The 14319-nt window shown below is 66.0% G+C and carries 12 protein-coding genes; 7 read left to right on the forward strand and 5 right to left on the reverse strand.

Annotated features, from left to right (window positions below; all coding sequences use genetic code 11):
• Window positions 1–8 precede the first annotated feature (8 nt).
• Window positions 9–485: a LysM peptidoglycan-binding domain-containing protein gene (locus IU450_RS22985; protein WP_195151802.1), complete on the reverse strand. Its 477-nt coding sequence runs from the start codon at window positions 483–485 to the stop codon at window positions 9–11.
• A gap of 858 nt (window positions 486–1343) precedes the next feature.
• Here IU450_RS22985 and IU450_RS22990 point away from each other — a divergent pair.
• On the forward strand, window positions 1344–2801 hold the full coding sequence (locus IU450_RS22990; protein ID WP_195151803.1) for a hypothetical protein: 1458 nt from the start codon (window positions 1344–1346) through the stop codon (window positions 2799–2801).
• Window positions 2802–2934: 133 nt separating this feature from the next.
• On the opposite strand, the gene IU450_RS22995 is transcribed toward IU450_RS22990, so the two are convergent.
• Entirely contained in the window at window positions 2935–3312 is a 378-nt protein-coding gene (locus IU450_RS22995) for an ester cyclase (RefSeq protein ID WP_195151804.1), read from the reverse strand.
• 199 nt (window positions 3313–3511) lie between these two features.
• On the opposite strand from IU450_RS22995, the gene IU450_RS40995 reads away from it, so the two are divergent.
• Complete coding sequence (locus IU450_RS40995; protein ID WP_195151805.1) at window positions 3512–4633, forward strand: PucR family transcriptional regulator; 1122 nt, start codon at window positions 3512–3514, stop codon at window positions 4631–4633.
• A gap of 144 nt (window positions 4634–4777) precedes the next feature.
• Here the strand turns inward: IU450_RS40995 and IU450_RS23005 are convergent, their stop codons facing one another.
• Entirely contained in the window at window positions 4778–5173 is a 396-nt protein-coding gene (locus IU450_RS23005) for a hypothetical protein (RefSeq protein ID WP_195151806.1), read from the reverse strand.
• 416 nt (window positions 5174–5589) lie between these two features.
• Between IU450_RS23005 and IU450_RS23010 the strand changes: the two genes are divergently transcribed.
• Both IU450_RS23010 and IU450_RS23015 read left to right on the forward strand, forming a co-directional pair.
• Window positions 5590–7026 carry a glyceraldehyde-3-phosphate dehydrogenase gene (locus IU450_RS23010; protein WP_416382898.1) on the forward strand — a complete coding sequence of 479 codons (1437 nt, stop codon included), beginning with the start codon at window positions 5590–5592 and terminating at the stop codon, window positions 7024–7026.
• Window positions 7027–7115: 89 nt separating this feature from the next.
• Window positions 7116–8312: a hypothetical protein gene (locus IU450_RS23015; protein WP_195151808.1), complete on the forward strand. Its 1197-nt coding sequence runs from the start codon at window positions 7116–7118 to the stop codon at window positions 8310–8312.
• A gap of 175 nt (window positions 8313–8487) precedes the next feature.
• Here IU450_RS23015 and IU450_RS23020 read toward each other — a convergent pair whose 3' ends face one another.
• Window positions 8488–9243 (reverse strand): alpha/beta hydrolase, encoded by a 756-nt coding sequence (locus IU450_RS23020; RefSeq protein ID WP_324197783.1) that lies wholly within the window; start codon window positions 9241–9243, stop codon window positions 8488–8490.
• 430 nt (window positions 9244–9673) lie between these two features.
• On the opposite strand from IU450_RS23020, the gene IU450_RS23025 reads away from it, so the two are divergent.
• Together IU450_RS23025 and IU450_RS23030 are read left to right on the forward strand one after the other, a co-directional pair.
• A complete protein-coding gene (locus tag IU450_RS23025; protein WP_195151810.1) occupies window positions 9674–11197 on the forward strand; it encodes a PucR family transcriptional regulator in 1524 nt (507 codons plus the stop codon).
• 303 nt (window positions 11198–11500) lie between these two features.
• The gene (locus tag IU450_RS23030; RefSeq protein WP_195151811.1) at window positions 11501–11893 is read left to right on the forward strand and encodes a TraR/DksA family transcriptional regulator; all 393 of its coding nucleotides are present in this window, start codon (window positions 11501–11503) and stop codon (window positions 11891–11893) included.
• A gap of 77 nt (window positions 11894–11970) precedes the next feature.
• Here IU450_RS23030 and IU450_RS23035 read toward each other — a convergent pair whose 3' ends face one another.
• Window positions 11971–12879 carry a LysR family transcriptional regulator gene (locus tag IU450_RS23035; protein ID WP_195151812.1) on the reverse strand — a complete coding sequence of 303 codons (909 nt, stop codon included), beginning with the start codon at window positions 12877–12879 and terminating at the stop codon, window positions 11971–11973.
• A gap of 115 nt (window positions 12880–12994) precedes the next feature.
• On the opposite strand from IU450_RS23035, the gene IU450_RS23040 reads away from it, so the two are divergent.
• Window positions 12995–13984: a YeiH family protein gene (locus IU450_RS23040; RefSeq protein WP_195151813.1), complete on the forward strand. Its 990-nt coding sequence runs from the start codon at window positions 12995–12997 to the stop codon at window positions 13982–13984.
• The last annotated feature ends 335 nt before the right edge of the window (window positions 13985–14319 follow it).

Genomic DNA, 14319 nt, shown 5'->3' on the forward strand with positions numbered 1-14319 from the left:
GTTGTCTCCTAGTTCTTCGGGGGAATGATCAGTCCTTGGCCGACGCGAATGACGTCGGGGTTCGCGATCTCGTTCGCGTCGGCGATCAACGGAAACAGTGCCGGATCACCGTAGAAGCGTTTGGCCAGCTTGGACAGAGTGTCGCCGGAGACGACCTTGTAGGCGATGCCGGGGATGATCAGTACCTGGCCGACGTGGATCTCGTCGGGATCGCTGATCCCGTTCGCCGCGGCGATCAACGGGAACAGATGCGAATTCTGCGGGCGATAGAAGTGCCCCGCCAATCCGGAGAGGGTCTCCCCGCGTACCACCGTGTGCTTGCGGCTCACCTCGGGAATGATCAGTACCGCCCCGATGCGTATCGAATCGGGGTCCGGAACCCCGCTGGCGACGGCGATCAGCTCGAAGAGCGCCGGTTGCCCGTAGAATCGTTTCGCAATCGCCGACAAAGTATCTCCTGCGACGACCGTGTGTGTGTTTATCATTGAATTACTCCTCTCGGCGGCACCTCGGCGTCACTTTCGGTGTGTATCGAGAATTCGGCGAACGATGCCGAGGTGTAAGTTGACAGCATCAGCGTACGGTCGGCATGCCGGCCATTGAAGCGCTCCGCGGGATTGCATCGAAGTCGGGTAGTCCACTACTCATTGCCGAGCTCTCGGACAACGAACAATTGTGGTCCCATATTGGCGGGCGGCTTCGGCGGATTGCGGTCTTATCGACGGCGCGACGAGAAGCGCCCGCGTCGAAATGAGTAGTGGACTACTCATTACCGGCTGGATGGGTGAAACTACGGTCGACCCTACTCAGGATGGATACCGAAGGGCATCCGGTGGCTGTATGAGGGGCCGCCAGATGTTTCGAACGCCGGACCCGGCGCGGCGATCGGACCATCTCGACGTCTGGTGACGTTTGTCGGAGGAGACATGGATGCCGCAGCGCGAACGCACGTATTGGCGAAGAATCTGTCCGTAGCCCTCGCGATGGCGTCGCGCTACCCCGAAGCTCGATCGAAAAACGGACAGGACTATCGCCTCCGAGTTGCCCAGTTTCTCACCGAGAACGATCGGGTGGCCCGTGCTATCAGTGCCGAACTGGGCGAATTGTTCGAGAACGACCCTGCGCTCGGCCATCTTGTCGAAGCCATGCGCAGCAGGGGTGGCCGTAAGCGTCTCGCGCAACACTTGCGTCAGACGCTGCACGAGCACCCTCACACACGAGAGTGCCTCCTCTCCTTGACCCAAGGTATCGCCGACCCCGTCGCCGGCCGCACACCCATAGGCCGCGCGGTGTCGCGGAGCCGGTCGTCGGGGTGGTTCAGCCGCAAGGTCGTTCTGGTGTGGATGAACGTTCTGATCGTCGTCCCCGTCGTGTTCGCGTTTCTCACCGTATGGGGCGGATTCGAGCGTCAGAATACGGCGCACGACCTGTCCACCGGAGCGCTGAGGATCTTCGTTGTCTGGGTGCTTTCGTTCCTGCCCAGCTGGTTGTACGTCCGATTTCTGGGGCAACGCGCGAGCGCCTTGTGGAACGAATACGTCATTCACCTCCACCGCCTCGCCCTGGACGAGCCGAGATACCTGCCCCGACCGCCGAGATCATCAGAATTCTTCGAGGAATGGCTCGCCGACGGCGGCTACCTCCAGGAAGAGGAGCACAATATCTACCGGCAGAAGTTCAACGCCTACTACGGACGCGCCGTGTCCTCCGGAGGTGGATCCGATTTCGCGGTCAGGACCGAAACTCTGTTCCCCGTATTCCTCGCCACGACCGTCTTCGCGACGTGCTGGACTGCGGCCCTCTGGGATCTGAACTTCGTCGACAACCCAACCACGGTGTGGGACATCCTCAAGTTCGGATTTCTCGGCGCCTACGCGTTCACCGTGCAGAGCCTCATCCGCCGCTTCTTCCAAAGCGACCTCAGGCCGAGTGCGTATGCCTCCGCCCTCCTGCGAATCATCGTCGTCTTCACCACTTTGGTGCCCCTGTACCAACTCATCGACAGTTTCGAAGCCGGTGTTCGATCGGCGATCGCCTTCGTGGTCGGCGCCTTCCCGATCGTCGGCATCTACGCACTCCACCGGACTGCGGCGGTTGCCCTCCGCGCTGCGGTACCGCAACTCACACCGCACTATCCGCTCAATCAGATCGACGGCCTGAACGTGTGGTACGAATCCCGACTCATCGAAGAAGGCATCGAAGACATGCAGAGTCTGGTGACGACGAATCTCGTCGATGTCATACTCCACACGCGAGTTCCCCTGGGCCGGCTGGTGGATTGGATCGATCAGGCCCAGCTCTACTTTCACCTGGACCACAGCGAAGTGACACGGGGCGAACGTCGTCGGTCGGTGCGCTACCACAACGACCACCCGTCCGAAGATCCCAGCTGGACCGCACAACTCAGCGGGAGTCTCGGCTCCGGCGTTCGGGCAGGCACCAAGACCCGCGTGAAACTCCGCCAACTCGGCATCCGAACGGCGACCGACCTGCTCATCGCCTTCCCGCCCAGCCAACTCGACCCACGCAACCCCGCGGAACCGGTAAGTCAGCGATTCCAACACCTCGCACCGGTGGGCATCGACCTCGATCAGATACGCATCCTCGTACGAGTTCTCGATGAGAACACCGACCTCGTCCCTATCTGGAACTGGCAACGCAGGGGCGCTCGCATTCGCGCACCGCAGGAGACGTCGAGCAGGCGGCGTGTCAACGGGCACAGCTACTCGCAACCGGAAACAACGGCGAGTGCACTCCATCGACGGCAGCCGCAACGAACTCTCCCCGAAAAGCCCAGCTAGTGTCCCGCCTACTTCGGCCAGCGCAGATCGGCACGTCCTCCGGCAGTCTCCGCCGTAACGTGAAGGACCGCACCGATGGCCGGGCGCCAGTGTCCAAGCCATCGGTTGTTTGCCGCCGCCGTGGCGCGCGCGTTCAACCCAGGGCGGCCTGCATGGCGACCCCGTCGACGTAGGAGTGCTTCTCCTTGACCGCGCCGCCCTCGACCAGCACATAGTCCGCGAGGTCGACGCACACGCGGTTTCCGGTTGCCGACGTCCCGGTCAGCTGCCACTGCACGACCCAGAAGTCCTCTCCGGCGCGTAGCGAGACCAAGTGGAACGTCAGGTCGGGAACCAGGGCGAACGTGCCCGCCGCGGCTTCGCGGATGGCGTCTCGACCTCGCGCGGGCTCCTGGCCCGAGTGCAGGTGGAACACCGAGTCGACGGTGTGGAGCGCGGCGATCCGGTCCGGGTCGCGGTCTACCCAGCAGGCGTGGTAGCGCTCGAACAGTTCGTGAGTGGCAGTGGTCATGATGGCGGATTCCGATCGTTGTGCGAGCAGTCGTCCTCGATGTGACCTGGGAAGCTTCCGTGAGATCACTCTGAACGCGTGTGGCGAATACCAACGATTTGCAGTGTCGCCGAGGGCCGCCCGTTGCGGCCACGGGCGCACGCCTCCACTTGGGCGTTCTCCGTTGTGCGCACGCACAATCGGCGCTAGGTTGACGGCGGTGACCCAGGACGCGCATATCGAGCGCCCGCGCCTCCTTCGAGAGCTGTGGGCCGATCTGCCTGCGATCTCCGAAATGGTCACCGCGAGAATCGAACAGGATGAGCAGGACTACGACGATGCCGCGCTCGGTCACCACGAATTGACCACTCTCGTAGCCGACAGCCTCGCAGCATTGCTAGATGCCATCGCCGAGACCCCATACTCGCTCGAGCCTGCTCGCCGAGCCGGACGCCTGAAAGCCGAGCGAGGGATCCCGCTGGACAGTCTGCTGCACGCCTTCCGCGTCGCGGGCATGGCGTTCTGGGAGGTCATCGTGGAACGCGCTGACCAGCACGACCGTTCCGCGCTGCCCCGACTGTCGACGCTGGTTTGGGCCACTGTGGACGAGTACTCGGTCGCGGCGGCCGACGCATACCGGCACGTAGCCGTCACCGGAGACGAACAACCCGATCAACGGTGGTTGCGGGCGCTGCTCGATCCCGACTTTCCCTCGACGCAGCGCGAGGACTTGGCCAGAAGGATGCGCCTGCCGGCCCGGGGCACGTTCGTCGTCATGGTCGGCGATATCCGCCTCGCCGCGACCGGGGTGACCACCGTCCGCACCCGTATCTCCGACGACCGGGTAGTCCTCGCCGCCGCGCACTCAGCGATCACGCTCGACCACGCGCTGCGCGGCTCGACAACGCGAGCCGGCGCCAGCAAACCGTTCACCGACCTGGTGTTCGCGCCCGTCGCGCTCGATCAGGCGCGCCTCGCGTTCCGGTGTCTGAGCACGGCGGACACCGGGGTGCACGTATATGCCTCATCACCGGCGCGCGCTTTGATCGCGGCGCATCCAGAGCTCGCCGCCGACGTCCTGTCGGATGTGCTCGCCGCATTCGACCGACTCCACCCCGACGACGCCGACGCTCTCGTGCAGACCGCCCTGGCCTGGTACGAACTCGGCGGCTCGACCTCGGCGGTGGGGGAGCGGCTTCACCTGCACCGCAACACTGTCTTGCATCGCCTGAAGCGGATCGAGCAGCTCACCGGTTCCGCATTCGCAGTGCCCGCCGACGCCGCGCTGCTGTATTTGGCGCTGCAAGCACGGCTGCTCCGGACGCCCGTCGACCGGCCGTGACGCCAGGACGCGGTCGGGTCAGAAGCCGGGCAGGACGCGTGGCTCACCCGGCGTGATCGTCGGCGGTACCTCGCCGAGGTTCGGCCGAGCCACGAAGGCTCGGCCGAAACGGGCCGCGACGGTGCCGGCCGCCGCTGGTGCATGTCAGGGGACGGCAACCGTCACCAGTTCGGTGAACGGCATCCCGCCGGTAGCGGTGTCATCGAAACAGCCGCCCCGGGCGCTGATGGTCGTGCCCGGTTCGAGCCCCTCCAGCGTTGTGGTCACGGTCTGACCGGGGCCGGCCATCGACTCCGGGGTGCCGTTGCCGAAGAAGCGGTGATTGTTCTCGGGGCCGACACCAGCTTCGGCCCAGCACCGGCCGGTTCCGTTGGGGTTGTGCACGGTTGCGGTCACGGTCCCCGGCGCGGTGCCTGCGAAGGTGACCTGGGGAGCTTGCAGCGGTGTTTGCGCGCTGGCCGGCGCGGTGACCAGGCTGAACGCCACAAGCGCGGCGGACGCGGCCAGCAGGATGGGTCCATTGATTCGCTTATTCGTCACGGGAGGGACCCTATCGGAACCATGCGAGCCCAATGCGCGCTTCCGCCAATGGATTTGCGAGAATCTCGACCAGGCGGACCACTGGTCGAGGAGGTCTCGAACCACGCGGCTGTCGACTGCGCCTCCCGGACCCCCAGAGTGAGCACGTGACGACGAAGATCATCGAGTCGGCTCGTCAGGGTTCCCGAACCGCACGCGTGTCTTGTCGCCCGAGCCTTCTTCGGGGCATCGCTTGGTAACCGATGGCGCTCGATCGACGTCACCACCTGGCGACCTCACGAGTGGGTATCCGGCCTCGGTGATATCGCGGCCCTCATTAGCATCGATACGGCGAACAAATCGAGGAAATCCGAGGATCTGCGTTGACTACCGAACAACTTGACCGCTGGAATGCCCAGGAAGCCGCCGCTGAGGCGATGATTCCCATCATCGGCACGTTGTATCGGGGCAAGGGCGTGACGATCCTGCTGCACAGCCGGTCGCTGGTGAACAAGTCGGTGATCAGCATCCTGCGGACGCACCGCTTCGCGAGGCAGATCGCGGGCGAAGAATTGTCGGTGGACGAGACCCTTCCCTTCCTCCACGTGCTCAGCGAGCTGGATCTGGGGCCTTGCAAGATCGATATCGGTCAGTTGGTCATGACCTATCGCGCCGACGATCGCGGCCTGTCGATCCGCGACTTCACCGCAGCGGTGCTGTCCGAGGTGACCAACGGCAACAAGGCTCAGTCACCGGGCCCCAGGGATGTCGTCCTCTACGGCTTCGGCCGCATCGGCCGTCTGGTCACTCGCCTGCTCATCGAGAAGGCCGGATCCGGCAACGGGCTGAACCTGCGCGCCGTGGTGGTGCGTAGAGGAGGCGACGACGATCTGGCCAAGCGGGCGTCGTTGCTTCGCAGGGATTCGGTTCACGGCCACTTCAACGGCACGATCAAGGTCGATACCGGCAATGACACGATCACCGCGAACGGGAATGTGATCAAGTTCATCTACAGCGATGACCCGACGACGATCGACTACACCGCGTACGGGATAAAGGACGCGATCCTGATCGACAACACCGGTAGATGGCGCGATCGTGACGGGCTGTCGCAGCATCTGCGCCCCGGCATCGCGAAGGTCGTTCTCACCGCGCCCGGCAAGGGTGACGTTCCGAATATCGTGCACGGCGTCAATCACCGCAGTCTGGACCTTTCGCAGCAGATCTTCTCGTGCGCCTCGTGCACGACCAACGCGATCGTTCCTCCGCTCAAAGCCATGGACGACGAGTACGGCATCCTCCGCGGGCACGTGGAGACGGTTCACTCGTTCACCAACGACCAGAACCTGCTGGACAACTATCACAAGGCGGACCGTCGCGGTCGGTCCGCGCCGTTCAATCTCGTGCTCACCGAAACCGGTGCCGCGTCCGCGGTCGCGAAGGCGATGCCGGATTTCAAGGCCAAGATCACCGGCAACTCGATTCGCGTTCCCACCCCCGACGTATCGGTCGCGATTCTGAACCTGCAGCTCGAGCGGGAGACGACGAAGAGCGATGTGCTCGCGTACCTGCGTCAGGTCTCGCTCGCGGGACCGTTGAGCCGGAACCTCGACTACACCGCCGCCACGGATGTGGTTTCGAGCGATTTCATCGGATCGCGCGCAGCGTCGATCATCGATGCCAATGCCACGATCGTCGAGGGTGACACCGCGATTCTGTATGTCTGGTACGACAACGAATTCGGCTACTCGTGCCAGGTGGTGCGGACGGTGCAATACATCTCGGGCATCGAGTATCCGACCTACCCGCAGGTCGGCGCGCCGCTGGACCGCGCCGCCGACGCGCGCGTGCTGACAGCGACCGACGCGCGGTAACCCACGCGGCGCGAGCGGCTACCTGGCCCCCGGAGTCGTCGTAGCAGATCCACGCTGTCTCAGCAGTGGGATCGTGTTGGATAGGCGTCGTGGATACTGTGGACTTCGCGCGCGTCGTGGCGGAATTCGGTCCCGGTTCCGCGCTGCTCGTCGAACCGGGCTCGTCGGCCGCGGCCCATGTACCCCCGCGGTGGGCCGGGATCGCAGGCGGCGGCGATCCTCGTGCCCGGCGCGCCGCCGCCGTGGCTTTGTGGAACCTCGACCTGTTCGTCGACCTGCTGCCGCGATTCGGGGCTGTGCTGCACGAATGCCTCGTCGATGTGCGGGTCTGCCTGCTGCGTGGCGACTGGGTGCTGCTGTACGCGCTGCGAAAGCCGTTTCAGCCGCACGAATTCCGTATCGGATGGGACCCCGAGACGTTCGGCGCCGACCAGCCGCCGTATTGGGACGCTCTGCCCGAAGCGCTGCGGGCGTTCCTCGACACGGTGCACGCGGGGTTCACCGATCTGGATGGGATCTCTTACGGCTTAACCCGGCCCCGGGACATGCAGACATATCACGCGCTGGACTTGAACGAGTCGGTGCGCAATTGGGAAGCGGCCGAGGATATCCCGGGAGACCGGGCGATGCTCATCGCCAAGGGTTTGGGCGGTACACGCTACTTCGTCTCGCCTGATCTACCCGGCGGCACCATCGGCTGGGAGGCAGACGGCCATCTGGATCGGCCCCTGGACTTCGCCCAGACCTTCGACGAACTGATGAGCTACGGCTTCCAGCTCGAGCGCGATCGTCCGTCCGAGGCCGCCATGCCCGCGAAATCGCCGACACCGCAAGAACTCCGGCAGGCGAGCATGTCCGTGCCGCGGGTAGCGCGGGCTGTCGTTCGGCACCGCGAACTCACCGAAGACATCGCGCGCGGCCGTATCCGCGACCTCGTCGCCGAGCTACTCGACGCGTTGGGCGGTCAGATGCGCATCCGCCCGCACGCCGGCTCGAACGGCGAGACCGTACTACCGTTCGACGACGACGCGGGCAACATCTACCAGGTCGACCGGCTCGAGATCCGCTACTTCCTCGACCCACCCGCCCCGGATCGCGCAGACATCTATCCGCCCGTGATCGTCCGGATCTGGGAGCAGCACGGCTGGGCAGTGACGCTCTCCACCGACGCCGAGGGCATCCTCGTGCACGCCCGAACCTCCGACTGGTACGAACTCACCTTGACCCACCGCGACGACACGTTGCGCCTCTCGGTCGCATCACCCGGTTTCCACCGGCCGCACTGACGTCGCGGGTTGCGGGACGACCGTCTGCAACCGATAACCCGTCTGATCACGCCACGACCGATTGCCTGCCCCTCCGACAGCCACCATCTCCGCTGAGTGTGTATGTCGAGCCCGGCGAGATACGACAGCGGTATCGGCGACCGGGGCGAACTCCGGGTCGCCGATACCTGTCACGTCAGGCCGGTGATGCGCCGAGCCGGCCGAGATGCCGGGCGAAGAACCGGGCCGCGCTGTCGACCTCGAACCCAGGCATCTCGCCATGCCCGCCCGCGTTGGCGTGCAGTGTCTTTTCCTTCGAGGCGAAGGCGTCGAACAACGTGAGACCGGATCGGCGGTCGACCAGCTCGTCGTCCCACTGGAGCAGGAACTGGACCGGGACGGTGATCCGTCCCGCCGCTTCGGTCAGGGACTCGTGCCCCAGCACACCGAAAATCGCCGCGGTGATCCTGGGTTCGACCGCCGTCAACGGCACCCCGATCCCGGTGCCCTGCATGATGCCCCAGAAGCCGACCGGCCCCTCGGCGCCGATCTGCGGCAGTTCCTGCAGGGCGTCCAGGGTCACCTGCCATTCCGGCACGGCACGTTCGGCCAGGTAGATGTGCAGATCGACGATTATCGGGGCGATCGGCTCGCCCGCCGCTCGAGCCCGCCGTAGGACTGCGACGTGCTGCTCGTACTCCGCCGTTCGCGGCCGGTCGCCATGTCCGGGCGCGTCGAGAGCGGCGACGTGGAAACCGTAGCCGGTCACGAAGCGGTGTGCACGGCCCACGATTCCCGGTGCTCGCTTGTGCTGGCCGCCGCCGTGGGCCATCAGCACCAGGGGCGCGTGCTCGGAGCCGGATGCGGGTGAGAAGAGTACGCCGGGGACCTCACCCACCGTGAACTCGCGTTCGACGACACCGTTCGACGAGGTCTCCGCAGTGAAGTGCACAGGATGCATAGGTTGTTGCCTTTCGGGATTGCCTGGTTGTCGAGGCACTCCCGGCGACACCTACGTCAATCGCCCAACCGTGAAGAAGATGGGGAGCACCCAATTGATACAGCGTTGATGGGTCTCACCTCCTCGCGTCGTGTCACGGACCGGCGCACGGTACCAGCCGGTGCGCCATCCCGCCCAACTCATTTCTGCAACGGAACTCGGCACGCCCACCAATGCCCTCACCTGCCGCATACCTGGGCTGGTGGAGTGTTCCGCGTACTGTCCCGGTCAGCCCCGACTATGTGGAATCGTGGCCGGCGGCGGTGTTCATCCTGATGCGCAGGTCGGCGCGAGCCGGTCCGGCTTCCGCGGCCATGAACTACTGCCGGTCGGGTCGGGCGCCTGATCTCACTGCATCTTCGGTTCGACATCGGAGCGGCTCATGGTGACATTGGATCGATTGGCGAACGTACTGAGTGGCTATGGGATCCGCGTGCGGTTGGGTTCGGTTCCCCGGTCGGCGCCATTGCGCAGCGTTGTGATCCACGGAGCCGATCCGGACCCCACGGAAGTGGGCGATGTGCTGCTGGGGATCGGAGCCCGCTCGGTATCGGAGGTGGTCGATTGGGCGGTGTCGGCGCGGGCTGTCGTCGCGCTCGTCCGTGGGGGTGAGGAGACCGAGGACGAGCCGGAGATCGAAGGTGTGGCGGTGATGGTGATCGACCCTGCGGTGGCCTGGAGCGAGGTGGCCGCCGTGGTCTACGGGTTGGTGCTGGAAGGACGCGAGACCGAGGCCGGCCGCGGCCCGACCGATTTGTTCGCCCTGGCCGACAGTCTGGCCGACGCGGTCGGGGGTGCGGTGACGATCGAGGACCGCCGGTCTCGGGTGCTGGCGTATTCGAGGCCGCAGCAGCACCACGACCCCGCACGTGTCGAGACGATCCTGGGCCGGCAGATGCCGCCATGGTTGCACGCGGTGTTCGATGCACACGGTGTCTTCACGCATTTGGCGGCGTCGGACGAGCCGTTGTTCGTTCCCGCGCAGGCGGAACGTGGTTTGACCGGGCGCATGGTCGTGGCCGTGCGCGTGGGGCGGCAGTTGCTGGGCTCGGTATGGGTGTCGTGCCCGGCACCGTTACAGGGGGCTCGGCGCATGGCCTTGGCCGACGGCGCGCGCACGGTGGCTCTGCATCTGTTGCGGTCGCGGGCCAGCGCGGACCTGGAACGTCAGGTCGAATCCGACCTGGTGATCCGTTTGCTGGAGGGCGCTGCGGACGCGGCGACGGTGGCCAGCAGATTGGGGTTGGCACCGGAGAGTCTGCGGGTGATTTCGCTGCGTGCCCGGATCGCGGACGAGCAGCACGCGGCGCTGCTGTTGGTCTTCGAGCGAGCGACAACCGGATTCGGCTGGTCCCGTTCGAGCCGCAGCGCGTTGGTCGGCGACAGCATCTACACCGTGCTGCCCGCAGTGGAGGGGGCGGCGGCGCGCCGCTGGATAGGCGAGCTCCAAGCGGCACTGCCTGCGCAGGTGACGATTGTGGCCGGTATCAGCGGGGTGGCCCGGGCCACCGAATTGGCGTCGGCGCGCCGAGAGGCCGACGAATGCCTGGCGCTGCACGAGGCCCGCTCAGCCGGTGCCGCGCCCCCCGCCTATGACGAGTCGTGGGACGAAATCCTGCTACAACGGTTGCGCACCGCAGGGCTTTCTGGACGCACCCCCGCCCGGGGGCCGGTGGCGGAGTTGCGCCACCACGACCGCACGAACTCCACCCAGTACGCGGCGACGCTGCGCGCCTGGTTGCAGGAGCAAGGCGACCCCGCCCGTGCGGGTGCGCAGCTCGGCGTGCACGAGAACACCGTCCGCAACCGACTGCGCAAGATGGCAGAGGTGACCAACCTCGACTTGGACGACCCCCGCAAAAGGCTCGCCATGATGATCGAACTCGCCGTCACCGACACCGTCTGACGCACCCGCGCTGTGCCATCCCCGCAGATCTCTGCGCAATCGTCCGAACCAGGCAGCTGAGGCGCGGTGCGCGGGCGCTGTCGAACGGCCCCAGGGGTGGAGAAATCGGACAAGTGGCGCACCCGCGATTGTCGCCGTCGGACAAGCGCAGCCGTTCGGTGTAAACGATCCTGGCCTTGTCAGCGAATATCCGGATGGCGTGGAGGTGGTCGTACAAGGGGCCGCTGGCAGGGCGGCCCATCCTCCTCACTCGACCGCATTCCAACACCAACCCTGGAGAACAGGATGACCCACGCACAACCCGTGTCACACGCACGTCTCACCGACCACCTACCCGCATTGCGAGCCGCCCTGAACCAGCAACGCCGCTTCCGCCTGCAGCAGCTGGCCGAACTCGAAGCCGAAATCGATGATGCCGCCGCTCCCATCGACCCGGCCGACACGGCCAGGTACGAGGTCACCATCAAATTGGTCTCGGCCGCACGACAAGCGTTGGCCGATATCGATGAAACCCTCACCCTCATCACCGCGGGCCGCTACGGCCGCTGCCGCGGCTGTCACAGCGAGATCCCGATCCACCTACTACAGGCCATTCCCACTTCACAGTGGTGCCTGAACTGCCGACAGCATCTCCCTTCCCCCGGCGGTTCCAGCCCGACGGGCAAACAGCTGCCTCGCGCGGCCTCCCCGGCGTGACCTGCCGGTGGAACCGGAAACCCTCGCATGCCGTTTGATACGGCTGCCGGTCGAGCGTCGTACCGGCTGCGGCGACGTCAGCCGCCGCCCGCGGCACACCTGACCAGAACTTCCGCCGGTCCCGACGGGGGCGCTTGGCGGCGCCAGATGGCGCGGAAGTTCCGTGTGAGAACGACGGAGTCGGCCGTTCGCGCTTCCGCGATGGTTCCGCTGTCCAGGTGGGGCGCCGCGATCAACCGGCTCAGCACCGCGGGTGCGACCCCTGCTCGGGCCGACGCGACGATGGCCGCCGCCGAGCCCAGTTCGGCGGCCGGGCGGGCAGGCTGACATTCCGCGCCCAAGATTTCCCAGACCGCATCGCGAGTGCCCGAGCCCGGCTCGCGCCACAGCAGGGGAGTGGTGGCGAGTTCGCGCAACGTCACCGGACGGCGGCGCCTGGCCCACGGATGGCCGGGCGCGACGACGACGACCAGTTCGTCCGTGCCGAGTATCCGACTGCCCAGGCCGGGCGGCGGGTGCGGTCCCTCGACGAAACCGACGTCCGCTCGACCCGTACGGACCATTTCCTCGACGTGCCTGGTGTTGTCCACTTCGAGGGACACGGCCACATCCGGATACGATTCGCGTAGGACCTCGAGCCACTGCGGGATCCGATGATCGGCAAGGGTTTTCGACGCCGCGATGCGCAAGTGCGGAACCTGAGCGGCGTGCAAGGCGGCCACACCCGCACCGAAGGCCCGCGCCGCGTCGAGCACGGCTTGCGCGTACTCCACCACCGAGCGCCCCGCGTCGGTGAGCGCCGACCCGGTAGGGCCGCGATCCAGCAGGCGCAGCCGCAGCCGCCGTTCCAGGGCGCTGATCCGCATGCTCGCCGCAGGCTGGCTGATGCCGTGCCTGCGTGCGGCCGCGCCGAGGCTGCCCAGCTCCGCCACGGAGACGAGCAGGTCGAGCACCGCCAGATCAGGTGTCCCAGGCGGCAATGTCATGGGCAGATTATGAGCGGTGATCAGCCGTGGGCATCGCGCACCCATCACTGTGGCTTATGAGGTGCTGTCAGCGCGATGGCTACCAGGACCGCATTCCGGTCGCGATCGTGTTGAGATGACGTTTCTTCGCAAGCACGGTCCCGGCCTCTCGGCGGCGGCCGTGCTCGCCACCGCCGCGACATTCGCGGGCACGGTGTGGCCCGTGCTCGGCGTACCCGTGCTCGCGCTGGCCGGTGGTGCGATATTCGGCGCGTTCGCGCGCCGGGCCCGGGACGAACGGTTCGGTCCCGGCCTGGCCTCGGCTCAGCAGCGACCGCTGGGTGCCGCCATCGCCCTGCTCGGTCTCGGCCTGCCGGTCGGCGCGGTGGTCAGCGTGGGCCGGAGCACGATGATCGTGCTGGTCGGCACGCTGATCATCGGTGCGGGGACCGCGCTCGTCGCAGGCAGGCTGCTGGCTCTGGACCGGGAGTCGGCCATCCTGGTGGCGGTGGGCACCACCATCTGCGGGGCCTCCGCGATCGCCGCCGCCACCGCCGTCATCAAGCCCGACCGCGATCGTGTCGCCTACGCGCTCGGCACCATCTTCGTTTTCAATGTCGTTGCCGTGCTGGTCTATCCACCGCTGGGCCACCTGCTCGGCATGTCTCAGGAGGCGTTCGGCCTGTGGGCGGGCACCGCCATCAACGACACGTCCTCGGTGCTCGCCGCCGGGGTGGCCTTCGGCTCCGGTGCTGCGCAATTCGCCGTCGTCGTCAAGCTGGTACGCAGCCTGGCGATCATCCCGCTGTGCGTCGGGCTGCAGCTGGGAGCGCGACACAACGGGGGCACCGCCACGCCCCTGTGGCGCACCATCCCGCTTTTCGTCGTGTTGTTCCTCGCCGCGTCGGCCATTGCCGCCACCGGCGTTGTCCCACTGTCGTGGACGCCACTGCTGAGTCACCTCAGCGCCTGGCTCATCGCCGCGGTCCTGGCCGCTATCGGAACCACTCTCACGCCGCAGCGTCTACGCACCGCGGGGTACCGTCCCCTGCTCTTCGGCGGCATTCTCGCGCTCGCCCTCGGAACGTCCAGCCTGGCGTTGCAATTCGCCACCGGGTGGCGGTAGCCGTGCGTCCGATGACCCCGCGAAGTAGCGGTGCGCCGGGGCTTCGCGAAGCCACCGGCGGTTCGGCGGAACACCGAAGTTGCGGAGCCTATCCGCGGTCTGTGTGAATTCCCCTCAGCAACGCCGGTGCCAACTGTGGCCAGTCACAGCATTTCCGCATACTACCGACAAGTAATGAGAGGCGTCACACGCGTCCGCGGGTCCAGAAGTTAGCTGGTCTCCGGATGGGTGAAACCGCGGCACAAACGGCGTTACGTGACTTCATATTCTTTCCGTGATGCGGTAGGGGTGATCCAAATTATAAATACCGGTGGGTTGGTATTTATTTCACCTTG

The sequence above is a fragment of the Nocardia abscessus genome, from assembly GCF_015477775.1.
GTDB classification, from domain to species: Bacteria; Actinomycetota; Actinomycetes; order Mycobacteriales; family Mycobacteriaceae; genus Nocardia; species Nocardia abscessus_A.